Source organism: Collimonas fungivorans, from assembly GCF_001584145.1.
In the GTDB taxonomy this organism is placed as follows: domain Bacteria; phylum Pseudomonadota; class Gammaproteobacteria; order Burkholderiales; family Burkholderiaceae_D; genus Collimonas; species Collimonas fungivorans.
Map to the genome: position 1 here is coordinate 3998837 of NZ_CP013232.1, position 20923 is coordinate 4019759.

The window sequence follows — 20923 nt, forward strand, 5'->3', positions numbered from 1 at the left end:
TTGCACTCACGTCCGGCTCCTAGACTTTGACCGACTGGCCGCGCTTGCGGGTCCAGGCTTGCAAAACGTTGATCGCCAGCAGCAGCAGGAACGACGCTGTCAGCATCACCACTGCAATCGCGGTCGCGCCGGCATAGTCGTATTGCTCCAGCTTGGTAATGATGAACAAGGGAGTGATCTCCGACACCATCGGCATATTGCCGGCGATGAAGATGACCGAACCGTACTCGCCGGTAGCGCGGGCAAAGGACAGTGCAAAACCGGTCAGCAAGGCCGGGAATACCGTTGGGAAAATTACCCGGGTAAAAGTCTGCCAATGATTGGCGCCCAGGCTGGCGGCCGCTTCTTCCAGCTCCTTCTCGGCGTCTTCCAGCACCGGCTGCACGGTGCGCACCACAAACGGCAAGCCGATGAAAGTCAGCGCTACTAATATACCCAGCGGCGTAAAAGCGACCTTGATGCCCAACGGCTCCAGGTACTGGCCGATCCAGCCGTTAGTGGAATACAGCGCGGTCAGGGCGATGCCGGCCACCGCCGTCGGCAGCGCAAACGGCAAGTCGACCAGGGCGTCGATCAGTTTCTTGCCGGGAAATTGGTAGCGCACCAGCACCCAGGCCACGATGCCGCCGAAAATCGCATTCAGCAACGCCGCCAGCAAGGAAGTACCGAAAGTCAGGCGATAAGAAGCCATCACCCGCGGCGAGGTGACTGCGGCGACGAAACCATCCCAGCTCAACGTGAAGGTTTTAAGAAATACCGCCGACAAGGGGATCAGTACGATCAGGGCCAGGTAAAACAGGGTGAACCCCAGCGACAGGCGAAACCCGGGCATCACGCGAAACGGCGCGGCGGGCCTGGCAATATCTGGTTTGGCAAGTGCGGGTTGGGCAACTGCAGCGGCTGTCATACATCGTCCTCTTATTACAAATACGGCTAAAGAACAACGATAATCTCACCGGTTTGTTATAAAGAGAACGAACTTTTTTGCATGTACATAGAATCGATTTGCATAAGAGAAATGGCTGAGTTGCCGTGCGACACTCAAATTACATGCCTTTAAAACAATAAAACCATGCTCCAGGCAGCCCGCCAAAGCGCCATTCCCGGGCCGTATCCCTGCCGTTTTCCCAAAAGCCAGGTAAATCCGCTGCAGCTCAGGCGCGCTTTTTTGTATTCTGTTCCGCCATTTCTGCAGATTGTCGCAAGCAGCTGGCGACTTGCCCTGCCCCTCCCTAAAGTGACGACATGCAACAACGTTTGCCACCTACCAGCCACTTAGTCAGACACTTAAGGAGAACACAAATGAACACAGCACGCCAAGCACTGATCGCCATCCTGTCCATCGCTACCCTGGCTGGCAGCATCGCCCCGGCACAAGCAGCACCGCAGCAAACCGAAACCTCGACACTGCCAACCATCACCATCGTCGGCAAGCGTCCAAGCCATCCAGAACTCTGGCAAACCGTGACGATCGTCGCCAAGCGCCTGAGCCCACAAGAAAAGCTGGCCATGGCGCAAGAAGAAGGCTGCCTGCAGACCATCACCATCGTCGGCAAGCGTCCAAGCCGGGAACAAAAATCGGTCCTGGCGCAGCAAGAAGCCAGCCGCAAGAAAGCCGTCATCTAAATCGCCGTTACGCCGCAGTTCCATATCAGGAGATTGCAAATGAACACCACGTCTAAATTACTGGTCGCCGCCGCGCTGATAGCGACCCTGGGCATGAGCATCAGCCCGGCCATGGCGACAGCGCCGGCCAAGAAAGCCGCAGCGCAAGCGCAGTCGGAAGACATCCCTCTGCTGATGCCGCCCATCGTGATTATCGGCAAACGCATGACGCCGGAAGAAAAAATGGCTTTTACACAGCAGCAGCAACAACAACGTGCGCAAGCCATGAAAAAGGTGGTCCGCAAGAAAACCGAACCAAGCGGCTCGCCGGCACTCAGCGCAGCCCTGTAGAAAAACGGCCAGACTGCTGTCTCCGTTCCGTTTAAAATGGCGACAACTTAGCTGAGTTGCCGCAAAACTGGCCCCACTCCATGAATCCTGATTCGTACGCCACATTAAAAAAAAATGCATCGATTGCCTCGGTTTACCTGTCGCGAGGTTTCGACAAAATAGCAGGCTGGGTAACGCAGCTCTCGTGGTGGAAGTTCCTGTTGTTTGCAGCGCTGGTGCTGGCAGCTGCCGGTATTTTGCAAGAGACCTTGTTTTCCTCCAACGAACTGGTGATTGAAAAAGTCAGCCAGCATTCGAGCAAGCCGCCCAAGCGCAACAAAGGCAATACCGATATCCGCATCGACGACACCGGCGTCCATATAAAAACCGGTACCTATACCTACGATGGCGACGGCGACAGCGCGATGACATCGAAGTCTCCCGCTGCATCGGTACCGGCATCGGCCGCTGCTGCGGCATCGCCTGCCGCTGACGCCGACGATGTCCCTGATGAAGACAGCGTACCGAAAACCCCGCCCGTGCCACCGGCAGCACCGGCTGCTCCGGCCGCACCTACGCCGGCTGCACCCAATGCCGCCAGCCTGAGCCTGAGCCTGCCGCCGGAAGCGACTGCCGACGTCAACCAGGCGATCAACGACGCGGTTGCCGCGATCCATGAAGCGGCCGCCGAAAAAGCTGAGCAGCAGGTGGCCCGCTACCAGAAGAAATCGTCGGAATGGTTCGTGAATTTTGTGCTGCTGCTGCTGATCGGCCTGTTCGGCACCAAGGCCCTGATGGGCGGCAAGAAACGGGCCGAAGCGCGCGCCAAAGCCGCCAATGCCGCGGCCGAGCATGCCAACCTGCAGCGCGAAGTATCGGAAGCCAAGATGCAGATGATCCAGGCCCAGGTGGAACCGCATTTCCTGTTCAACACCCTGGCCTCGGTCGACTACCTGATTGAAACCGATCCGCCGCGCGCCTCGGCCATGCAGAAACGCCTGATCCAGTACTTGCGTGCGGTGTTGCCGCAAATGCGGGAAACCTCCACCGTCACCACGCTGGGACGCGAAGTCGACATCGTGCGCGCTTACCTGGATTTGCTGAAGATGCGCATGGAAGAACGCCTGCACATCGACCTGCAGGTGCCGGAAGGCTTGCGCAGCGCGGCTTTCCCGCCGATGATGCTGCAGTCGCTGGTGGAAAACGCCATCAAGCACGGGCTGGAACGCAAGGCAGACGGCGGCTACTTGCGCATCAAGGCTGAAGTCGCCGACAATAAGCTGCGCGTCAGCGTAACTGACGACGGCCTCGGTTTCGGCGCCTTCCCCAGCGACGGCACCGGGCTGGGATTGCAAAGCATCCGCGAGCGCCTCAAGCTGCTGCATGGCGCTGCAGCGCAACTTGAGATTGCGCCCAACAGCCCGAGCGGTGTATGTTCAACCATAGAGGTGCCGTACCAGGTAGTCGGCTCCAGCAAGGCCAAGCCTCAATAAATCTATCCGACAGGCTAGGAAGCAACAGGAAATATAATATGAAATCGATCCCGCGTTTTGCGTTTGTCCTTGCACTGGCCGCTGCAGCCATGGTTCCCCTGCTCAGCAGCAGCGACAGCATGGCCGCCGACATGATCAAGACCGAACGCCAGGTAAACAGTTTCCAGCAGCTGGAAGTAATGGATGCGGTCAACGTGTATCTGACCCAAGGGCCGGCCAAACCGGTGGTGATCGAGGCCGAGAGCGGCGTCGCCTCGAAGGTCGAGCTGGAGAATAACGGTTCGACGCTGAAGATCTATTTCGGCGGCCATTCGTTTTTCAGCAGCCGCCACAACGTCAATGTCTATATCACGGCGCCTGACGTCAGCAGCCTGGGCATCTTCGGCTCCGGCGATCTCAAGATCATCGGCAAACTGAGCTCAAAAGACAGCATCAGGATTTCCATCTCCGGCTCCGGCAATGTCAGCGGCGAATTGAACAGCCCCACTGTCACTGCTTCCATCGCCGGCGCCGGCGACATCAAAGTCAGGGGCAAGACCCGCGACCTGAAGGTATCGATTGCCGGCAGCGGCGACTACGACGGCTTTGACCTGATGGCGGAAAACACCAGCGTCTCGATCGTCGGCAGCGGCGACGCCCACGTCTACGCCAGCAAGAACCTGAGGGTCTCGACCGCCGGTTCCGGCGATGTCACGTATAGCGGCGACCCGGAAGTGCATACCAGTATCATGGGTTCCGGCGCGGTCAAGAAAAAACGTTGAACCTATATTAAAATCCGCCTATGCCTACTGCTATCATTGCCGATGACGAACGTCTGATGCGCGACCAGATCCGCCTGCGCCTGAGCCAGGCCTGGCCGGAACTGAAAATCCTCGGCGAAGCCAAGAACGGCGACGAAGCGATAGAACTGGTCGACCAGCTGGAACCTGACTTCACCTTCCTCGACATCCGCATGCCCGGCAAGACCGGTTTGCAGGCAGCGCAGGAAATCGGCGGCAAAAGCCACATCGTATTCATCACCGCCTACGACGAATACGCGATTGAAGCGTTCGAACACGGCGCCGTCGACTACATCCTGAAACCGGCCGAGGCAGAGCGCCTGGCCTTGACCGTCACCCGCCTGAAAGCACGCCTGAGTGCCAGTACCGCACCGACCGACATGAGCTCGATGCTGACCCAGCTGGCCAAGCAGATGGGGATCGCCACCAAACCGGTCTACCTGCAATGGATACAAGCCAGCATCGGCCAGCAGCTGCGCCTGATCCCGGTGCAGGAAATCCTGTTCTTCCGTTCGGATGAAAAATACACCAGCGTCCAGACCGCCACTTATGAAGCGCTGATCCGCAAGCCGGTGCGCGACCTGGCGGAAGAACTCGATCCCGACCTGTTCTGGCAGATCCACCGCGCCACCCTGGTCAATGTCAACGCCATCGACGGCATCACGCGCGACATGCGCGGCCGCCACCAGGTGCTGATCAAGGGACATACTGAAAAACTGGAAGTGAGCCGCAGCTTCATCCATCTGTTCAAGCAGATGTGAGGCCCTGGCAGCCTGCCGGGCTTAGGATGATCGGCTGCTAAGCCAGCAGCGCCTTGACAAAATCCTTCTTGCCGCCCGGCGGCGGTATCTCGAATTGCAGGGCCGATTCCACGTGGTGCAAGTGATGCTGCATCAGCTGTACCGCCTTTTCCGTATCGCCGGCCTTCGCCGCCTGCAGGAATTCCACATGCTCGTCGGATGAACAGGCGGCGTCCCGGGTCGACTGGTACAGCATGGTGATCAGCGAACTGCGGCCGGCCAGCTTGGTCAGGACGTCGGTCAAGACCTGGTTGCCCACCGTGCGCGCCAGCAGGATGTGGAAATCGCTCAGCAGCCTGGAGCGGACCTGGGGATTTTCCTTGGATAGCGCCTCGCGTTCCTGCTGCAGATGCTGCTCCAGCAATTCGTAGTCGGCAGCAGTGGCCTTGGCCACGAATTCACGCACCAGCGCCGTTTCGAGCACCCGCCGCACGAAAAATATCTGGCGGGCCTCCTCTTCGGTCGGCCGGCTCACAAATGCGCCCTTGTCGGGCACCAGGTCGATCAGCTTGTCTTTCGCCAGCATCACCAGCGCCGCCCGGATCTTGGTGCGGCTCACGGAATACAGGCGCGCCAGGGCTTCTTCCCGCAATTTGGTGCCGGGCGGCAGGCGCTGCTCGGCAATCGCGGTCGTGATGTCGGCCGCAATATCGTCAGAACTGTCGGCGCCGGATGGGCTGGAAGACAGGCTCATGTTATCGATTTCCTTGGAGCGTGGTTCTAAAGATCAAAATTGTACTTGCAAATGCGACGCCTTCAAAAAATAAGAATCTTGCGCGCCCGGCCGCCAGCGGCGCCGGGCACATCGCTTTCCTGCCTACAGCGGCCGGCTTTCGGCGGCGATTTGCAGGTTCGCCGCCTCAAGTCCGTCCTCTTTGGCGGCCGGACGGGCGCCGTTCAAGACCGCATGCGCGCGTACTTTGTCGATATCTTTTTCCCACACCGCCACCACCACCGTCGCTACGCAGTTGCCCAGCAGGTTGCCGAGCGCGCGCGCAATGCCCATGAACCAGTCGACCGACAGCACCAGCACCAGGCCCACCACCGGGATCGCCGGGATGGCGGACAAGGTGGCGGCCAGGATCACAATCGCCGAACCCGGCACGCCATGCGCGCCTTTGGAAGTGATCAGGGCCACCGCCAGGATCGCCAGCAGGTCGGTAAGCGCCAGCGGCGTGTTGGTCGCTTGGGCGATGAATACGGCAGCCAGGGTCAGGTAGATGGAGAAAGCGTCGAGGTTGAACGAGTAGCCGGTCGGGATCACCAGGCCTACAGTGGAATCCTTGATGCCCATGTATTCCAGCTTGCGCATGACTTGCGGCAGCACGCTGTCCGATGAGGCAGTAGCCAGCACCACCAGCAGTTCGGCGCGCAGGTACTTGATCAGCTTGAAGATGCTGAAACCCGCCAGGCGCAGGATGGTGCCTAGTATCGCAAACACGAACACCACCACCGCGAAGAAATACAGCAGCACCAGGAAACTCAGCTGTTGCAGGGAACCGACGCCGTATTTGCCGACGGTGAAGGCAATCGCGCCGAACACGCCCAGCGGCGCCAGCCTGATGATGAACGACATGCACTTGAAAAACGCTTCCGACATGCTGTGCACGACGGTAACGATAGGCGCCGCCTTGTCGCCGATCAGCGACAGGGCCGAACCGAAGATGATCGAGAACAGCAGCACCTGTAGTACGTCGCCGGAAGTAAAGGCGCTGACCACGGTATTCGGGATGATTTTCATGACGAAATCGGCGAAGCTGCTGCCCCTGACCTTGTTGGCGGTTTCCACGTAACTCGACAGCGCATTGGCGTCCAGCGTATCGGGATTGATGTTCATGCCGACGCCGGGATGGAAGACGAAAGCCAGCAGCAGGCCCAGCACCAGGGCGACCGTGGTCACCACTTCAAAATAGATCAGCGCCTTGAGCCCGACCCGGCCGACCTTCTTCAACTCGCCCGCGCCGTAGATGCCTTGCACCACGACACAGAACACAATCATCGGGATGATCATCTTGACCAGCTTGATGAAACCGTCGCCCAGGGGTTTCAGGCTTTCTCCGAATTTCGGGAACAACACTCCTACTGCGATTCCCATGACAAGTGCTATCAGCACCTGGCCAAACAGTGATTTATAAAAGCGCCGCACGTTCGTCTCCTGATTGTTTTGTTTGGTTTATACCAATTTATAGATCTGGATGCGCTTCGATCCGAGCCGGCAAAAGCAGCGCCCCGGATTCAATATAATGCATTCACTTATTGTATGCAATAATTGAATTCAAGAGTATTATCCAAAAAAACCAAGAAAAACCCGTAAATCGACAGTAAGGAGACATACATGCATTGCAATACGGAAACCCAGGCTGCCGGCGGCGAACAGATCATGCGCTGGGCAGACGAGCTGGCGCAATTCAGCGAAGCGCCCGGCATGCTGACCCGCACCTACCTGACCAGCGCCCACCACGGCGCGGCGGCACGGCTGGCTGAATGGATGTGCGCAGCCGGCATGAGCGTGCGGCGCGACATGGCCGGCAATGTCATCGGCCGCTACGAAGGCTTGACCCCGGATGCACCCGCGCTGCTGACCGGCTCGCATTTCGATACGGTGCGCAACGGCGGCAAATACGACGGCAACCTCGGCATCTTGCTGCCGATCGCCTGCGTGCAGCAATGGCATGCCGCCGGCAAGCGCTTCCCGTTCGCCATCGAAGTGATCGGCTTTGCCGAAGAAGAAGGCGTGCGCTTCAAAGCCACCCTGCTCGGCAGCCGCGCCGCCGCCGGCACCTTCGACCTGGCGGTGCTGGATAACCTGGACGACACCGGGCAAAGCATGCGCGACGTCATGGCCGCTTCCGGCTTTCACGCTGCCGGCCTGGGCAAGGCAGCTTATGTGCCGGAAACCGTGCTGGCGTTTGTCGAAGTGCATATCGAGCAAGGGCCGGTGCTGCTCAACCAGCAGTTGCCGCTGGGCGTGGTGACCGCCATCTCCGGCGCTTCGCGCTTCATGGTGGAGATCGAAGGCCTGGCCGGCCATGCCGGCACCGTGCCGATGGACATGCGGCGCGACGCCGCCATGGCGGCAGCGGAAATCGGCCTGTATATCGAACAGCGCTGCCACGGCACGCGCGGGCTGGTGGGTACGGTCGGCCAGTTCAACGTGCCGAACGGCGCCGCCAACGTGGTGCCCGGCAAGGCAGTGTTCTCGATCGACATTCGGGCCGAACAGGATGAGACACGGCAAGCTGCGGTGGCCGATGTGCTGGCCAGGATCGAACAGATCGGCCAGCGCCGCAATGTCGCGGTCCGCAACCGCAAGACCCACGAAGCATCCAGCGTGCCCTGCGCGCCGTGGCTGCAACAGCAGCTGGCGGCCGCGATTGAAAGCAGCGGATTGACAGCCAGGCGCCTGCCGTCCGGCGCCGGCCACGACGCCATGGCGATGGCCGCCATCACCGATGTGGCGATGCTGTTCGTGCGCTGCGGCAACGGCGGCATCAGCCATCACCCTGACGAAATCATGACGGCCGGCGACGCCGCCCTCGCCGCCCTGGCGTTCAGCCGTTTTGTCGAAAATTTTAAACGCTAATCTACAACGCTAATCTACTTTGGACTTGAACATGACTACTACCACCATCACCATCGACGGCTTCAACCTGACCGCGCAGCAAGTGGTCGACGTCGCCCGCGCACCGCACCTGCCGGTCACGCTGGCCGACTCTTCCCGCGCCGCCCTGAAAGAAAGCCGCGACTACATCGAAGCGACCTGGATGCACGACGAAGCGCCGATGATGTACAGCTTCAACACCGGCGTCGGCCTGCTGAAAGACACCCGCATCAAGGTCGAACACATCGAGCTGTTCCAGACGCAATTGATCAAGGCCCACTGCGCCGGCATCGGTGAACCGTTCTCGGAAGAAGTCAGCCGTGCCACCATGCTGTTGCGCGCCAATGCCTTCGCCAGCAACTATTCGGCGCCGCGGGTGGAAGTGGTGGATCGCCTGCTGGCTTTCCTGAACGCCGGCATCCATCCGATCATGCCGCAGAAGGGCTCGGTCGGCGCTTCCGGGGATTTGGCGCCACTGTCCTACCTGGCGGCGGCGATTGCCGGTTTCGACGAAGCCGAAGTGATGTATCAGGGCCAGCGCATGCGCGCGCCAGAGGCGATCACCAAGTCCGGCGTCGGCCCGGTCAAGTTCGACCTCAAAGCCAAGGATGCCTCGGCCCTGATCAACGGCTGCACCGCTTCGCTGGCAGTAGCGGTACTGGTGGCCCACGACGCCCGCAACCTGCTGAGCGATGCTTGTTTATCGCTGGGCCTGACGCTGGAAGCGATGCGCGCCGAAATGGCGGCGTTCGACCACCGCATCCAGCAAGCGCGTCCGCACGCCGGCCAGATCAAGACCGCCGCCATCATCCGCAAGCTCTTGTCCGGTTCGACCCGCACCACGCATGAAGCGCGCGCCGTGCAGTTTCCGGAAGAGCTGCGCCGCACCGATATCCCTTACACCGCCCGTATCCAGGACGTCTATTCGCTGCGCTGCTCGCCGCAAGTCTACGGTCCGGTATTCGATGCCCTTGACTATATCGATAACATTGTCGACAAGGAAATCAACTCCGCCACCGACAACCCGCTGATTTTCGATAAAGAAGGCGGTGGCTTCGAAATCATCTCCGGCGGCAATTTCCACGGCCAGTACCTGGCGCAGGCGATGGACTTGCTGGCCATGGCGATCACCGATCTCGGCAGCATCTGCGAACGCCGGGTCGCGCGCCTGATCGATCCGACCTTGTCGTGGGGTTTGCCGCGCAACCTGATGAGCGGCGTGCGCGGCGTCAATACCGGTTATCCGGTGGTGCAATGTTCGCTCAGTTCGCTGGTGATGGAAAACCGCACCCTGTGCATGCCGGGCAGCGTCGACAGCATCCCGGCCAAGGGCAACAGCGAAGACCATGTCTCGAACTCGACCTGGTGCGCGCGCAAGGCGGCGACGGTGGTGGCGAACACGCAATACATCATCGGCGTCGAGATGCTGCTGGCGGCGCAGGCCCTGACCATGACGGAAGATCTGCTGCCTGGTTTCGTGCTGGGCAAAGGCACGCAAGCGGCTTACCAGGAAATCCGCCGCCAGATCCCGGCCTGCCTGGAAGGCGACCGCTGGTTCCACAACGATATCGCGGTAGCGCAGTCGTTTGTGGTGAGCGGGTCGGTGCGTAATGCGGTGATCGAAAAGATCGGCAAGTTTGCCTGAGAAGATGGCTAGTGGCTAGCGCGTAGCCGTGGGACGTGCCGTATCGCGCACTGTATCGTTTTTCTGCTCTGCCGAAAGCGCCACCAGGCGCTGCAGCAGCGACTGGCCGTACAGCCAGTCGCCCAGGTTGGATTCGGCGTTGATATGTCCCAGCGCACCGGCATCGATATATTCCGCGCCCCAGACCTTGGCCCAATGGCGCGCGCGCCGGCTTTCCATCCACGGATCGTTCAGGCTGCCGACCACGATCGCCGGCACCGGCAGGCGGCCGCTGACGGCGGCGCTGACATCGAATTTGTCGGGATCGGCCGGCGCCACCAGCAACGCGCCGGCCAGGTTCGGGACCTGGTTCAAGGCGCCGTGCACCGTGGTCAGGCAGCCGAAGCTGTGCGCAATCGCCAGCGTCGGCTGTTCCGACTTCCGCAGCTGCTGGCGCAGTCGCTCCGACCAGACCTCCAGCACCGGCGCATCCCAGCGCGCCTGTTCCACCCGCTCAAAGCTGGGATAGAGCCGCTGCCAGCGCGATTGCCAATGCTGCGGGCTGCTGTTGTACAGCCCCGGCACCACCAGCACGCGGAACGATGACAGCGCAGCCATGACCATGATCAATTTCCTCCAGTATCGAGTTCCGCTGTAGAACGACCGTCTTGCAGCGGCGCAGGCGCGGCAAATGCATGCAACGCCGCCTGCGGCAAGTCCCACAGGAAACCCTGGCCATGCAAGGGCAGCGCGGCGATCCTTGCCAGCTGCTGCAGCACTTCCAGGTCGCGCGCCTTTTCCAGCCGCTTGAAAATCACCTGGATCCCGCGCCTGGCGCAGTCTTCCAGCAAACGCGTGGTCTGCTCGTCGTGCGTGACGCCGCGCGCATCGATCTTGATCACGTCCGGCCGCACCCGTTCCAGCAGGCTCGCGGCTTGCGCCACATCGTCCGCATTCACCGCCAGCCGGAAATGATTGCGCCGGTAATTGTCCAGCACATAGTTTAGCAGCCAGCCTTGGTTTTCGGTGATGGTCGGCAGCTGCAGCACGATCCGCTCGTGCGGCAGGCCGAGCAAGGTCAGGATGCGCCGGAACGCCATGCCGTGGTTGCTGTCGACCGCCGCCAGCAAGCGCGCATGCACGCTCAGGTAGAGATCGCCTGCCACCGCCTCGGCCTGGCGGTAGAAATTGATCGAATGCAGCATGCGGCACAGGCGGTCAAGTTCGATGGATTCATCGTCGCTGGCCGCATGGTCCAGCAGTTTCCACAGGTACAGGCCGTTGTCGTTGGCCGAATAGCTGTGGGCAAAACCTTCATGGCCGATGATGGCGCCCTTGCCCGTCCCCGTCTCGATCCGGCGCAGAGGCTGGAATACGCTGGTCAGCGTAGTGTTGAAATAACGCCCCTGGGCGCGCCCGTCGTCGTCCAGCCAGACCCGGCAATCGCTGCGGCTGGGATCCGGACTTGCGTCATCCCTGGCGCCGTTCAAACGGGCCAGGTATTGCTCCAGGGCGGGAAAGGACATGGGCTTACCTCGATGTGGTAGATACAAAGAAGGAAAGCGCTCAGATCTTGGCGATCGATACTTCGGTAGCCTTGACCAGCGCCACCACTTCGGTGCCGATCACCAGGCCCAGGTCCTTGACCGAACGGGTGGTGATCACTGAAGTGACGATGCCGGCCGGCGTTTCGACGTCGACTTCAGACACCACCGTGCCTTCGATGATGGCCTTGATCTTGCCCTTGAACTGGTTACGTACATTGATGGCTTGGATAGTCATGATATTTTCCTGGATGAATACGATTTAGATGCGATAGAACGAGATTCGCCGAGTGCAGAATTACAGTTTGGCGAGCGATACTTCGGTGGCTTTCACCAGCGCCACCACTTCAGATCCGACCACCAGGCCGAGATCACGCACGGAACGGGTAGTGATGACCGAGGAGACGATGCCGGAAGGGGTTTCGATATCGAGCGCCGACAGCACGTCATCCTCGGTAATGCTGTGGATCTTGCCGCGGAACTGGTTGCGGACGTTAATTGCCTGGATGCTCATGGTTTCTCCTTTGGTAATGCGGCTGCAAAAAATTCGTCAAAAAATTCGTCAAAAATCAGATAGCCCAGCCGACCTGGCTGACCGTACGCTGCAGCGAAACATCGCCTAGCGCCGAATCAGGCTGTGCCGCCGGGTGTTTCAGTACACGCGCCAGTATCCGTTCTTCCAGCTGCGCAAAAGCCAGGTTGCCGCGTGCACGCGGACGCGGCAAGCTGATCCGTTCGTCCAGCGTGATTTCGCCGTCTTCGATCAGCAGCACGCGGTCCGCCAGCGCAATCGCCTCTTGCACGTCATGCGTCACCAGCACGGCGGTAAACCCACGTTCTTTCCACAGCGCTTCGATCAGCTGCTGCATCTCGATCCGGGTCAAGGCATCCAGCGCGCCGAGCGGCTCATCCAGCAGCAACAGTTCCGGGTCATGCACCAGCGCCCGCGCCAGCGCCACCCGCTGCCGCTGGCCGCCGGACAGTACCGCCGGCCACTCGTGGGCGCGGTCTTCCAGGCCGACCTGCGCCAAGGCTTTGGCCGAAGCCAGCGAGGCTTTCGGCAAGCCGAGGCCGACATTGTTCAACACCCGCTTCCACGGCAGCAGCCGGGAATCCTGGAACATGATGCGGATTTCCGGCTTTTCACCCTGCGCACCGAAACCGATGCTGCCGCCGCTGGCCTGCTCCAGCCCTGCAATCAGCCGCAGCAAGGTGCTCTTGCCGCAGCCGCTGCGGCCGACAATGGCGACGAATTCACCGGCGGCGACTTCGACATTGAGCGTCTTCAGCACTTCGCGTCCGGCGTATGACTTGGACACCGAGCGCACCCGGATGCCGACGCCACGGCCAGCGCCAAGCTGGCCTGCGGCTTTTACTTCGGCATTTTCGACTGGATCATTCTGCATCGTGTTTCCACCTTGATTAACTTGTACTGCACACTCATTGATAACCGGGATGCCAGCGCAGCCAGTAACGTTCCAGCACGCGCGCCAGGATGTCGGCCAGCTTGCCCAGCAAGGCGTACAGCAGGATGCCTACCAGCACCACGTCGGTCTGCAGGAACTCGCGCGCATTCATGGTCATGTAGCCTATCCCGGCCTGCGCCGAAATAGTCTCGGCGACGATCAGCAAGACCCACACCAGGCCCAGCGCAAAACGCACGCCCACCAGTATCGAAGGCAAGGCTCCCGGCAAGATCACGTCGCGGTACAAGGGCCAGCCGGACAGGCCATAACTCTTGGCCATCTCGATCAAGCCTTTGTCGACCGAACGGATGCCATGGAAGGTATTCAGGTAGACCGGGAAAAACACCCCTATCGACACCAGGAACAGCTTCGACGATTCATCGATGCCGAACCACAGGATCACCAGCGGAATCAGGGCCAGGGCCGGGATGTTGCGGATCATCTGGATGCTGGTGTCGAGCAGGGTTTCAGCCTGCTTGAAAGTGCCGGTCAGCAAACCCAGCAACAGACCCAGGCCGCCGCCCACCGCAAAGCCGGAAATCGCGCGCCAGGCGCTGACCCGCACATGTGTCCACAGTTCACCGGACAGCGTCAGCGACCAGGCCGCACGCGCTACTGCCCAAGGCTCCGGCAATATCCGGCTCGACAGCCAGCCAACCTTGGCGGCGAATTCCCAGCCCAGGATCAAGGCCGCCGGCAGCAGCCAGGGCAACAGGCGTTCCTTCCAGATTTGCGCCGCCTTGGACTTGGCCTTCCCTGCCTTCGCTTGCGGCCGCTGTGCGGCTACGGTGCTACTGATTGCGCTCATGTCGGCTCCATCAACTCTGCGATGCCTTCGGCAACAAGCCGTTGGCGATCACTTCGCCGAACGGCCCCGTCAGCGCCTGCTCTCCGCTGGCGGCGCGCCCTTTGCCCAGCAAAGGGAAAACCAGCTCGGCAAAACGATAGGATTCTTCCAGGTGCGGGTAACCGGAAAGGATGAAGGTGTCTATGCCTAATGCCGCATATTCCTGCATCCGTTCCGCCACGGTTTCCGCATCGCCCACCAGCGCAGTGCCGGCGCCGCCGCGCACCAGGCCGACGCCGGCCCACAGGTTGGGCGACACTTCCAGCTTGTCGCGGCGGCCGCCATGCAGGGCCGCCATGCGCCGTTGTCCTTCCGAATCCATTTTGGAGAATGCAGCCTGGGCCCGGGCAATCACATCGTCGTCGACATGGCTGATCAGTTCCTCGGCTGCCGCCCACGCCGCCTGGCTGGTCTCGCGCACGATCACGTGCAAGCGGATTCCGAAACGTACGGTGCGGCCATGCTTGGCGGCGCGCGCGCGGATGTCGGCAATCTTTTCGGCGACTGCGGCCGGCGGTTCGCCCCAGGTCAGGTAAACATCGACCTGCTCCGCCGCCAGCTCGTGCGCCGGTTCCGAAGAGCCGCCGAAATATAAAGGCGGATACGGTTTCTGCACCGGCGGATACAAAGTCTTCGCGCCCTTGACCTTGATGTGCTTGCCGATGAAGTTATAACCGGCCTCGCCGCCTTCGCCCGACAAGGCACCGCGCCATACTTTCAGGAACTCGGAGGAAATTTCATAACGTTCGGCATGGTCGGCGGACAAGCCGTCCGCTTCCAGCTCGGCCTGGTCGCCGCCGGTCACCACATTGATCAGCAGGCGGCCATTCGACAGCCGGTCAAAGGTTGACGCCATGCGGATCGCCAGGCCAGGCGTGCTCAGGCCGGGACGGATCGCCACCAGGAATTTGAGGCGCTGGGTGAAGCCTAGCAAACTGGATGCAACCACCCAGGCATCTTCGCAAGAGCGCCCGGTAGGCAGCAGCACGCCGTCGTAACCGAGGGTGTCGGCGGCCACCGCGATCTGCTTCATGTAATCGAAGTTGACCGGGCGCGCGCCCTGCGAGGTGCCGAGGTAACGGCTGTCGCCGTGGGTGGGAATAAACCAGAAAACGTTCATGACTGCTTCCGTATATAAATGTGTTTTATTGCTGCGCCAATGGCGCGCTCTTGGGATGCCAGACAATATCGGCCACCTTGACCGCGCGCGGAATCAGGCCGAGTTCCTTGAAACTGTCGGCGACGCGCTGCTGGTCGGCCACCAGCGCCGGGCTGAGCACCGCAGTCGGCGACGGATTGGGACGGCGGCTCAGGAACAGGTGCACCGTCGCCAGGTTCAAGCCGCTCACATCGGCAATCAGCTGTGCTACTTCCTTGCGGTTTTGCTGCACGTAGCGGTCGGCCTTGGTCAGTTCATCCAGCAGGTTCAATACCGTGCCCGGATAATTTTCGGCAAACCCGCGCGCCGCCAGGTAGAACGAATTATTGTTCGACAGGCCGCTGCCGGTGCTCAGGACGCGCGGCTTGAAACTCAGTTCGGCGGCGCCGTAATACGGATCCCAGATCGCCCAGGCGTCGACGCTGCCGCGTTCAAATGCTGCGCGCGCATCGGCCGGCGCCAGGTAGACCGGCTGGATGTCGGTCCAGGCCAGGCCGGCTTTCTTGACCGCCCGCACTAGCAGGAATTGCGCACTGGAGCCCTTTTGCAAGGCGATCCGCTTACCCTTCAGGTCGGCCAGCGTCCTGATGTCCGAAGCGGGTTGCACCAGCAGCGCGGAGCTCTCAGGTTTCGGCGGCTCGGCGCCGACGTACAGCAGATCCTTGTTGGCCGCCTGCGCAAATACCGGCGGGCCATCCCCGGTCAGGCCGAAATCCAGGCTGCCGGCAGACAAGGCTTCCAGCAGTTGCGGCCCGGCCGGAAATTCCAGCCAGACGATCTTGCTGTTCTTGAAGCGCTGCTCCAGCGTGCTGCGCTGCTTCAGCACCACCAGGTTGACCGCGCTTTTCTGGAAGCCGATGCGTATCTGCTCGGGCTCCCTGGCTGCGGGCTGCGCCTGGCTAAGCGGCGATGCACTCAGCAGTGCAGCCAACAGCGGCAGCGCCATTGCGCGGCGGATTTTCTGCAGGGAGCGGCGGCGGAACAAAGAGATAGACATGGGTCCGGCCTCAGGATTTGTCTGCCAGCTTGGCTGGCAATACCGCGTCGCGCGTCGAAATCTTCTTGGGAATCAGTTTCAACTCATAGAAGGTGTCGGCGATCTTCTGCTGCTCGTCCAGCACCTTGCCGTCGACCGGCTTGTAGATGTGGGCGTAATGCTTGAGGCCGGTTTCGATCACATCCGGCTCCAGCCCCTGGATCGGCGCCAACTGCGCCGCCGCTTCCTTGTAGTTGGCGCGTATCCATTGCCCTTCCTTGCCGGCTTCTTCCAGGATGGCGTTGACTACCGCCTGGTTCTTTTCCGCGTACTTGCGCGCGCTCAGGAAGAACTGGTGATGACTGACGACGCCGCTGCCGCTCGCCAGGACACGGGCGTCGATCTGCTTGATCGCTGCCGTCTGGAACGGGTCCCAGATTGCCCAGGCATCGACTGCGCCACGCTCGAAAGCGGCACGGGCGTCGGCCGGCGCCAGGTAGATCGGCTGGAACTCGTTATAGGCGACGCCGCCCTTCTTCAGCAGGCTGATGACCAGCCAGTGCACGTCGGAACCCTTGTTGAAGGCGATTTTCTTCCCCTTCAGCTGCGCCAGCGAAGTGATCGGCGAATTCTTCGGCACCAGGATGCTCTCCGCTTCCGGCGTCGGGATCTCGTAAGCGCTGTACACAAAATCGGCGCCGGCAGCCTGGGCCACGATAGGCGGTGCTTCGCCGACATAACCGAAATCGACTGAGCCGACATTCAAGGCTTCCAGCAGTTGCGGGCCGGCAGTGAACTCGGCCCACTTGACCTCGATGCCTTGTGCTGCCAGGCGTTTTTCCAATGTGCCATGGGCTTTCAGCAGCACCAGGGTGCTGGCGGCTTTCTGATAGCCGATGCGCAGCACCTGCTTGTCCTGCGCCTGCGCCAGCAGCGGCAAGCCGGCGGAAAACGCTCCGGCGGCGACTGCGGAGAGCAGCGCCAGCACGTGGCGTCTTGTGTGTTTGTTGCTGGTCGAGACTGTCATTGCATGCTTCCTGTTTTTTTGGACAAAACGATCCCCGCCGCCGGTCAAGGCAGATTTTTCAAACGCTGGGCGGGTAAGTTGCTTAGTTATCTGATCCGGTTAGCTGATTCGCCTGGATTTCCTGCTACACGCTACATCGCACCTGCGAAAACGGAATCGGATCGAAATGGTTGCTGCCGGTCTTGTGCAGCGCCAGCAAGCTGTCCGACAACTGCTGCACGCCTTCGCTAATCCGCTGGAAGATCGCCTGGTCCAGGCTCAATCCCTCCTGCTCCGACCACTGCACCTGTGCTTCCGTCGCATAGATGCTAGGCAGTACATGCTTGGCCGCCAGCGACGACAATACCGGCCGCAAGGCATAATCCAGCGCCAGCATGTGCGACTGGCTGCCGCCGGTGGCCAGCGGCAGCACCAGCTTGTCGGTCAGGCCGAACTGCGGCAGCAGGTCGAGGAACGCTTTCAGCACGCCGCTGTACGAAGCCTTGTAGACCGGCGTCGCCACCACCACCGCTGTGGCTTGCGCTACCTGCGCCAGCGCGGCCTGGATCGCCGCGTGGTTGAAATCGGCCCGCAACAGCGCATCGCCTGGCAGGTCGCGCACGTCCAGTTTGCTGTAGCGATGTCCCAGCACGGCCAGCTTTTCACCTGTGTAATGCAATAAGCGGGTAGAACGCGAAGGCGCGGACGGGCTGCCGGCCAATAGCAAAATAGTCATCTGTAGCAATCTTGAAGCCGCCCTGACAGGCAGGGCGGCTGAATCATGGTCATTCCGGCCAACCGGCTTATTTCACGCCAGGCTGGTAAATCTTGTCGAACACGCCGCCGTCGCTGAAGTGGGTCTTCTGCGCATTTTTCCAGCCGCCGAAAGTGTCGTCGATGGTGAACAGGCTCAGCTTCGGAAACTTGCTGGCATACTTGGCCGCGACTTTAGGATCGATGGGACGGTAGTAATTGTGCGCAGCGATTTCCTGGCCTTCCGGCGAGTACAAGTACTCCAGGTAGGCTTGTGCAATCTTGCGTGTGCCACGCTTGTCGACCACCTTGTCGACCACAGCCACCGGCGGTTCCGCCAGGATGCTCAGCGACGGGAACACGGTATCGAACTTGCCTTTGCCGAATTCCGCTTCCACCAGGTAAGCCTCGTTTTCCCACGACAGCAGCACGTCGCCGACACCGCGCTCGGCAAACGTCACGGTCGAACCACGCGCGCCGGAATCCAGCACCGGCACGTTCTTGTACAGGCGCGAGATGAAATCGCGCGCCTTGGCGTCGTCGTTATTGTTCTTCTTCAGCGCATAACCGTAAGCGGCCAGGTAGGCCCAGCGTGCGCCGCCGGAAGTTTTCGGATTGGCTACCACTACCGATACGCCAGGCTTGACCAGGTCGTCCCAGTCCTTGATGCCCTTGGGATTACCCTTGCGCACCAGCAGCACGATAGTTGAAGTGTATGGGGTGCTGTTATGCGGCAAGCGTTTTTGCCAGTCGGCCGGCAGCAGCTTGGCTTTTTCGGAAATCTCGTCGATATCGTAAGCCAGCGCCAGGGTCACCACGTCGGCCTCCAGGCCGTCGATCACCGAGCGCCCCTGCTTGCCGGAGCCGCCATGCGACGCCTTCAGGGTGAGATTGTCGCCAGTCTTGTCTTTCCAGTACTTGGCAAAGGCCTTGTTGTACTCCTGGTACAGCTCACGTGTCGGATCGTAAGAAACGTTGAGCAGCGAAAAATCAGCCGCATGAACAATCTGCGCACTCTGGGCTACCAAGGCGATGGCGATGACCGACCTGACTATTTTCTTCAACATGTTCTGCTTCCCTTGTTTGTGAATGTTTTTTGTTTTGAGGAATACAGATTAATGAGGCGGCCTGGAAAACAAAACGAATTCTTTCTTCTCTCCTTATGCAAAAAACAGATATGTATGGACCGGGCGGATGAATAAGGAGGAGCTTCATTCCCGCTGAATTAGCATATAGCTGGACAAGCTGTAAGGAATCGCAACATCGGGCGACTAGACAACAACAGCGTTGTCCATTCCTCCTGAGACCATACATGAAAAGATTCCTTGCCTATTTCGCCTCCCACCTGCTGGCTGTCGCCATTGGTTTTGCCGGCGGCATCTATCTATTGCCGATTCTCACCGCCGGCGCCGGGCCGAGCGCGGCCGAGTTCAGGCAGGCCGGCAGCGCGGCCCGCCATAGCGGGGTGTTCAAGAAGGATTTGCCGGGAAGCGATTTCCTGCATTGGGCGCAAGGCACGGTGACCCTCAGCGACGACACGATTGCCTTCGAAGGTAGCATCGCCCCCGGTCCTGACTACAAGGTGTACCTGACATCCGCATATGTCGACAACAAGGCCGATTTCCTCAAGCTCAAGGAGCGCTCCCTGCGCGTTGGGGAAGTGAAAACTTTCGAGCGTTTTATCGTCAAGCCGGCGCAGCCGCTTGACCTGGCCAAATACAACACAGTCGTCATCTGGTGCGAAACTTACTCGCAGTTCATCAGCGCCGCGCAGTTCCGTTAGGACCCCTTAGTTCCTGGCCACCCCAAGATAGGCGCTGGAGGCCACCAGCAGCAATGCGCAGCCAAGGCCGCCGAAGGCGATGCTCAGGCTGCTGGCATGCGCCACGAAACCAATCAAGGCTGGGCCAGCCAGGATGCCGGCATAACCGATGGTGGTGATGGCCGCGATCGCCAGGCTGGCCGGCATGGCGCCGTGGTTGCCGGCGGCGCTGAACAGGATCGGCACGATATTGGAAGCACCCAGGCCGATCAGCACGAAACCGGCCAGCGCCACGCCGGCGTTCGGCACAGAGATGGCGACAAAGAAGCCGCCGGCGGCGCACAAACCGCCCAGCAGCAGCACGCGCTTAGCGCCGAAGCGGCGCACGATACGGTCGCCGGTCAGGCGGCCGCAAGTCATGGCGATGGCGAAAGCGGCATAGCCGAAGCCGCCCTGGCTGGCGTCCAGTCCGCGCGTGGCGGTCAGGAATAATGCGCTCCAGTCCAGGATCGCGCCCTCCACCAGGAACACGATAAAGCACAGCACGCCGATGAAGATCACGGCGCCATGCGGCAGCACGAACAGCGCGCCGCGTTCGCCCGCCTCCGGCGCGCGCAGCAAGTGCGGTCCCGCCAGCAGCAATAGCGCAGCAACCAGGAGCGCCGCCAGCCCGCTGGCCATCAACGGGCTCAAGCCCAGCCACAGCAACAACGCCATGCCGCCGGCGCCGACAAAGCCGCCGACGCTGAACATGCCGTGGAAACCCGACATGAGCGCGCCGCCGCCGGCCTTCTCCACCATCACCGCATGCACATTCATGGCGACATCCAGCGTGCCGATGGCGGCGCCGAAAAAAACAAGCCTGTGCCCAGCTGCAGCGGACTGGCTGCCAGCGTCAGGCAGGGAAGAATCAGGCAAGCCAGCGCACCGGCGCTCAGCACCACGCGGCGGCAACCGAGGCGCGCCGCCAGCATGCCGGTCACCGGCATCGATAGCAGCGAGCCGCCCCCCAGGCAAAGCAGCAGCAAGCCAAGCTCAGCCTCGCCCACGCCCAGCCGCGCTTTCACATACGGCACCAGCGGCGCCCAGGCAGACATCGCCAGTCCGGCGCAGAGAAACGCCAGCCGCGTGGCGTAGCGCCGTTTGGGACCGATAGCATTCATGGCATTGCTTCCCGC

24 protein-coding genes are annotated in these 20923 nt (G+C 60.9%); 8 read left to right on the forward strand and 16 right to left on the reverse strand.

Translation table 11 applies throughout. From position 1 onward, the window contains the following. Positions 1–19 precede the first annotated feature (19 nt). Positions 20–907, reverse strand: coding sequence for a sulfate ABC transporter permease subunit CysT (gene cysT, locus CFter6_RS17275; RefSeq protein ID WP_061540971.1), 888 nt, complete (start codon positions 905–907; stop codon positions 20–22). Between the two features lie 395 nt (positions 908–1302). Between cysT and CFter6_RS17280 the strand changes: the two genes are divergently transcribed. From CFter6_RS17280 to CFter6_RS17300, 5 genes are all read left to right on the forward strand, one after another. Next, a complete protein-coding gene (locus CFter6_RS17280) occupies positions 1303–1626 on the forward strand; it encodes a hypothetical protein (RefSeq protein ID WP_061540972.1) in 324 nt (107 codons plus the stop codon). 39 nt (positions 1627–1665) lie between these two features. Further along, a complete protein-coding gene (locus CFter6_RS17285) occupies positions 1666–1956 on the forward strand; it encodes a hypothetical protein (protein WP_061540973.1) in 291 nt (96 codons plus the stop codon). An 80-nt stretch (positions 1957–2036) separates the two neighbouring features. Continuing rightward, positions 2037–3428 (forward strand): sensor histidine kinase, encoded by a 1392-nt coding sequence (locus CFter6_RS17290; RefSeq protein ID WP_061540974.1) that lies wholly within the window; start codon positions 2037–2039, stop codon positions 3426–3428. Positions 3429–3466: 38 nt separating this feature from the next. Next, a complete protein-coding gene (locus CFter6_RS17295; protein WP_061540975.1) occupies positions 3467–4189 on the forward strand; it encodes a head GIN domain-containing protein in 723 nt (240 codons plus the stop codon). A 20-nt stretch (positions 4190–4209) separates the two neighbouring features. After that, a complete protein-coding gene (locus CFter6_RS17300; RefSeq protein ID WP_061540976.1) occupies positions 4210–4968 on the forward strand; it encodes a LytR/AlgR family response regulator transcription factor in 759 nt (252 codons plus the stop codon). Positions 4969–5005: 37 nt separating this feature from the next. Here the strand turns inward: CFter6_RS17300 and CFter6_RS17305 are convergent, their stop codons facing one another. Together CFter6_RS17305 and dctA are read right to left on the reverse strand one after the other, a co-directional pair. Next, positions 5006–5701 (reverse strand): GntR family transcriptional regulator, encoded by a 696-nt coding sequence (locus CFter6_RS17305; RefSeq protein ID WP_014006997.1) that lies wholly within the window; start codon positions 5699–5701, stop codon positions 5006–5008. Between the two features lie 123 nt (positions 5702–5824). Next, complete coding sequence (gene dctA / locus CFter6_RS17310) at positions 5825–7102, reverse strand: C4-dicarboxylate transporter DctA (protein ID WP_417924774.1); 1278 nt, start codon at positions 7100–7102, stop codon at positions 5825–5827. 240 nt (positions 7103–7342) lie between these two features. Here dctA and CFter6_RS17315 point away from each other — a divergent pair, with 240 nt between their 5' ends. Then, positions 7343–8590 carry an allantoate amidohydrolase gene (locus CFter6_RS17315; protein WP_061540978.1) on the forward strand — a complete coding sequence of 416 codons (1248 nt, stop codon included), beginning with the start codon at positions 7343–7345 and terminating at the stop codon, positions 8588–8590. A gap of 31 nt (positions 8591–8621) precedes the next feature. Further along, positions 8622–10253, forward strand: a complete 1632-nt coding sequence (locus tag CFter6_RS17320) for an HAL/PAL/TAL family ammonia-lyase (RefSeq protein WP_061540979.1) — start codon at positions 8622–8624, stop codon at positions 10251–10253. 15 nt (positions 10254–10268) lie between these two features. On the opposite strand, the gene CFter6_RS17325 is transcribed toward CFter6_RS17320, so the two are convergent. From CFter6_RS17325 to CFter6_RS17375, 11 genes are all read right to left on the reverse strand, one after another. Continuing rightward, positions 10269–10856 (reverse strand): RBBP9/YdeN family alpha/beta hydrolase, encoded by a 588-nt coding sequence (locus CFter6_RS17325; RefSeq protein WP_061540980.1) that lies wholly within the window; start codon positions 10854–10856, stop codon positions 10269–10271. Between the two features lie 2 nt (positions 10857–10858). After that, entirely contained in the window at positions 10859–11758 is a 900-nt protein-coding gene (locus tag CFter6_RS17330) for an EAL domain-containing protein (RefSeq protein WP_061540981.1), read from the reverse strand. 40 nt (positions 11759–11798) lie between these two features. After that, positions 11799–12014, reverse strand: a complete 216-nt coding sequence (locus CFter6_RS17335) for a TOBE domain-containing protein (protein WP_014007003.1) — start codon at positions 12012–12014, stop codon at positions 11799–11801. 60 nt (positions 12015–12074) lie between these two features. Beyond that, positions 12075–12290 carry a TOBE domain-containing protein gene (locus tag CFter6_RS17340; RefSeq protein WP_014007004.1) on the reverse strand — a complete coding sequence of 72 codons (216 nt, stop codon included), beginning with the start codon at positions 12288–12290 and terminating at the stop codon, positions 12075–12077. 55 nt (positions 12291–12345) lie between these two features. Continuing rightward, on the reverse strand, positions 12346–13182 hold the full coding sequence (locus tag CFter6_RS17345) for an ATP-binding cassette domain-containing protein (RefSeq protein ID WP_061540982.1): 837 nt from the start codon (positions 13180–13182) through the stop codon (positions 12346–12348). A gap of 34 nt (positions 13183–13216) precedes the next feature. Continuing rightward, positions 13217–14050 carry an aliphatic sulfonate ABC transporter permease SsuC gene (ssuC, locus tag CFter6_RS17350; protein WP_061540983.1) on the reverse strand — a complete coding sequence of 278 codons (834 nt, stop codon included), beginning with the start codon at positions 14048–14050 and terminating at the stop codon, positions 13217–13219. A 10-nt stretch (positions 14051–14060) separates the two neighbouring features. After that, on the reverse strand, positions 14061–15209 hold the full coding sequence (ssuD, locus tag CFter6_RS17355; RefSeq protein ID WP_061540984.1) for an FMNH2-dependent alkanesulfonate monooxygenase: 1149 nt from the start codon (positions 15207–15209) through the stop codon (positions 14061–14063). A 25-nt stretch (positions 15210–15234) separates the two neighbouring features. After that, positions 15235–16245, reverse strand: a complete 1011-nt coding sequence (locus CFter6_RS17360; protein WP_061540985.1) for a sulfonate ABC transporter substrate-binding protein — start codon at positions 16243–16245, stop codon at positions 15235–15237. Between the two features lie 10 nt (positions 16246–16255). Continuing rightward, positions 16256–17251 (reverse strand): sulfonate ABC transporter substrate-binding protein, encoded by a 996-nt coding sequence (locus tag CFter6_RS17365; protein WP_061542439.1) that lies wholly within the window; start codon positions 17249–17251, stop codon positions 16256–16258. Positions 17252–17375: 124 nt separating this feature from the next. Then, on the reverse strand, positions 17376–17966 hold the full coding sequence (gene ssuE / locus CFter6_RS17370) for an NADPH-dependent FMN reductase (RefSeq protein ID WP_061540986.1): 591 nt from the start codon (positions 17964–17966) through the stop codon (positions 17376–17378). 67 nt (positions 17967–18033) lie between these two features. Next, entirely contained in the window at positions 18034–19050 is a 1017-nt protein-coding gene (locus CFter6_RS17375) for a sulfate ABC transporter substrate-binding protein (protein WP_061540987.1), read from the reverse strand. A 245-nt stretch (positions 19051–19295) separates the two neighbouring features. Between CFter6_RS17375 and CFter6_RS17380 the strand changes: the two genes are divergently transcribed. Then, positions 19296–19766, forward strand: coding sequence for a DM13 domain-containing protein (locus CFter6_RS17380; protein ID WP_061540988.1), 471 nt, complete (start codon positions 19296–19298; stop codon positions 19764–19766). 6 nt (positions 19767–19772) lie between these two features. On the opposite strand, the gene CFter6_RS17385 is transcribed toward CFter6_RS17380, so the two are convergent. Then, positions 19773–20564, reverse strand: coding sequence for an MFS transporter (locus tag CFter6_RS17385; RefSeq protein ID WP_236904350.1), 792 nt, complete (start codon positions 20562–20564; stop codon positions 19773–19775). After that, positions 20561–20908 carry an MFS transporter gene (locus CFter6_RS26510; RefSeq protein WP_236904351.1) on the reverse strand — a complete coding sequence of 116 codons (348 nt, stop codon included), beginning with the start codon at positions 20906–20908 and terminating at the stop codon, positions 20561–20563. Before CFter6_RS26510 ends, CFter6_RS17385 begins: the two co-directional genes overlap by 4 nt. Positions 20909–20923: the final 15 nt, after the last annotated feature.

Bases quoted from the DNA above. Each gene is read 5' to 3' on its own strand.
- cysT (WP_061540971.1), bottom strand. From the start codon at position 907: ATGACAGCCGCTGCAGTTGCCCAACCCGCACTTGCCAAACCAGATATT.
- CFter6_RS17280 (WP_061540972.1), top strand. From the start codon at position 1,303: ATGAACACAGCACGCCAAGCACTGATCGCCATCCTGTCCATCGCTACC.
- CFter6_RS17285 (WP_061540973.1), top strand. From the start codon at position 1,666: ATGAACACCACGTCTAAATTACTGGTCGCCGCCGCGCTGATAGCGACC.
- CFter6_RS17290 (WP_061540974.1), top strand. From the start codon at position 2,037: ATGAATCCTGATTCGTACGCCACATTAAAAAAAAATGCATCGATTGCC.
- CFter6_RS17295 (WP_061540975.1), top strand. From the start codon at position 3,467: ATGAAATCGATCCCGCGTTTTGCGTTTGTCCTTGCACTGGCCGCTGCA.
- CFter6_RS17300 (WP_061540976.1), top strand. From the start codon at position 4,210: ATGCCTACTGCTATCATTGCCGATGACGAACGTCTGATGCGCGACCAG.
- CFter6_RS17305 (WP_014006997.1), bottom strand. From the start codon at position 5,701: ATGAGCCTGTCTTCCAGCCCATCCGGCGCCGACAGTTCTGACGATATT.
- dctA (WP_417924774.1), bottom strand. From the start codon at position 7,102: ATGGGAATCGCAGTAGGAGTGTTGTTCCCGAAATTCGGAGAAAGCCTG.
- CFter6_RS17315 (WP_061540978.1), top strand. From the start codon at position 7,343: ATGCATTGCAATACGGAAACCCAGGCTGCCGGCGGCGAACAGATCATG.
- CFter6_RS17320 (WP_061540979.1), top strand. From the start codon at position 8,622: ATGACTACTACCACCATCACCATCGACGGCTTCAACCTGACCGCGCAG.
- CFter6_RS17325 (WP_061540980.1), bottom strand. From the start codon at position 10,856: ATGGTCATGGCTGCGCTGTCATCGTTCCGCGTGCTGGTGGTGCCGGGG.
- CFter6_RS17330 (WP_061540981.1), bottom strand. From the start codon at position 11,758: ATGTCCTTTCCCGCCCTGGAGCAATACCTGGCCCGTTTGAACGGCGCC.
- CFter6_RS17335 (WP_014007003.1), bottom strand. From the start codon at position 12,014: ATGACTATCCAAGCCATCAATGTACGTAACCAGTTCAAGGGCAAGATC.
- CFter6_RS17340 (WP_014007004.1), bottom strand. From the start codon at position 12,290: ATGAGCATCCAGGCAATTAACGTCCGCAACCAGTTCCGCGGCAAGATC.
- CFter6_RS17345 (WP_061540982.1), bottom strand. From the start codon at position 13,182: ATGCAGAATGATCCAGTCGAAAATGCCGAAGTAAAAGCCGCAGGCCAG.
- ssuC (WP_061540983.1), bottom strand. From the start codon at position 14,050: ATGAGCGCAATCAGTAGCACCGTAGCCGCACAGCGGCCGCAAGCGAAG.
- ssuD (WP_061540984.1), bottom strand. From the start codon at position 15,209: ATGAACGTTTTCTGGTTTATTCCCACCCACGGCGACAGCCGTTACCTC.
- CFter6_RS17360 (WP_061540985.1), bottom strand. From the start codon at position 16,245: ATGTCTATCTCTTTGTTCCGCCGCCGCTCCCTGCAGAAAATCCGCCGC.
- CFter6_RS17365 (WP_061542439.1), bottom strand. From the start codon at position 17,251: ATGACAGTCTCGACCAGCAACAAACACACAAGACGCCACGTGCTGGCG.
- ssuE (WP_061540986.1), bottom strand. From the start codon at position 17,966: ATGACTATTTTGCTATTGGCCGGCAGCCCGTCCGCGCCTTCGCGTTCT.
- CFter6_RS17375 (WP_061540987.1), bottom strand. From the start codon at position 19,050: ATGTTGAAGAAAATAGTCAGGTCGGTCATCGCCATCGCCTTGGTAGCC.
- CFter6_RS17380 (WP_061540988.1), top strand. From the start codon at position 19,296: ATGAAAAGATTCCTTGCCTATTTCGCCTCCCACCTGCTGGCTGTCGCC.
- CFter6_RS17385 (WP_236904350.1), bottom strand. From the start codon at position 20,564: ATGAATGTGCATGCGGTGATGGTGGAGAAGGCCGGCGGCGGCGCGCTC.
- CFter6_RS26510 (WP_236904351.1), bottom strand. From the start codon at position 20,908: ATGAATGCTATCGGTCCCAAACGGCGCTACGCCACGCGGCTGGCGTTT.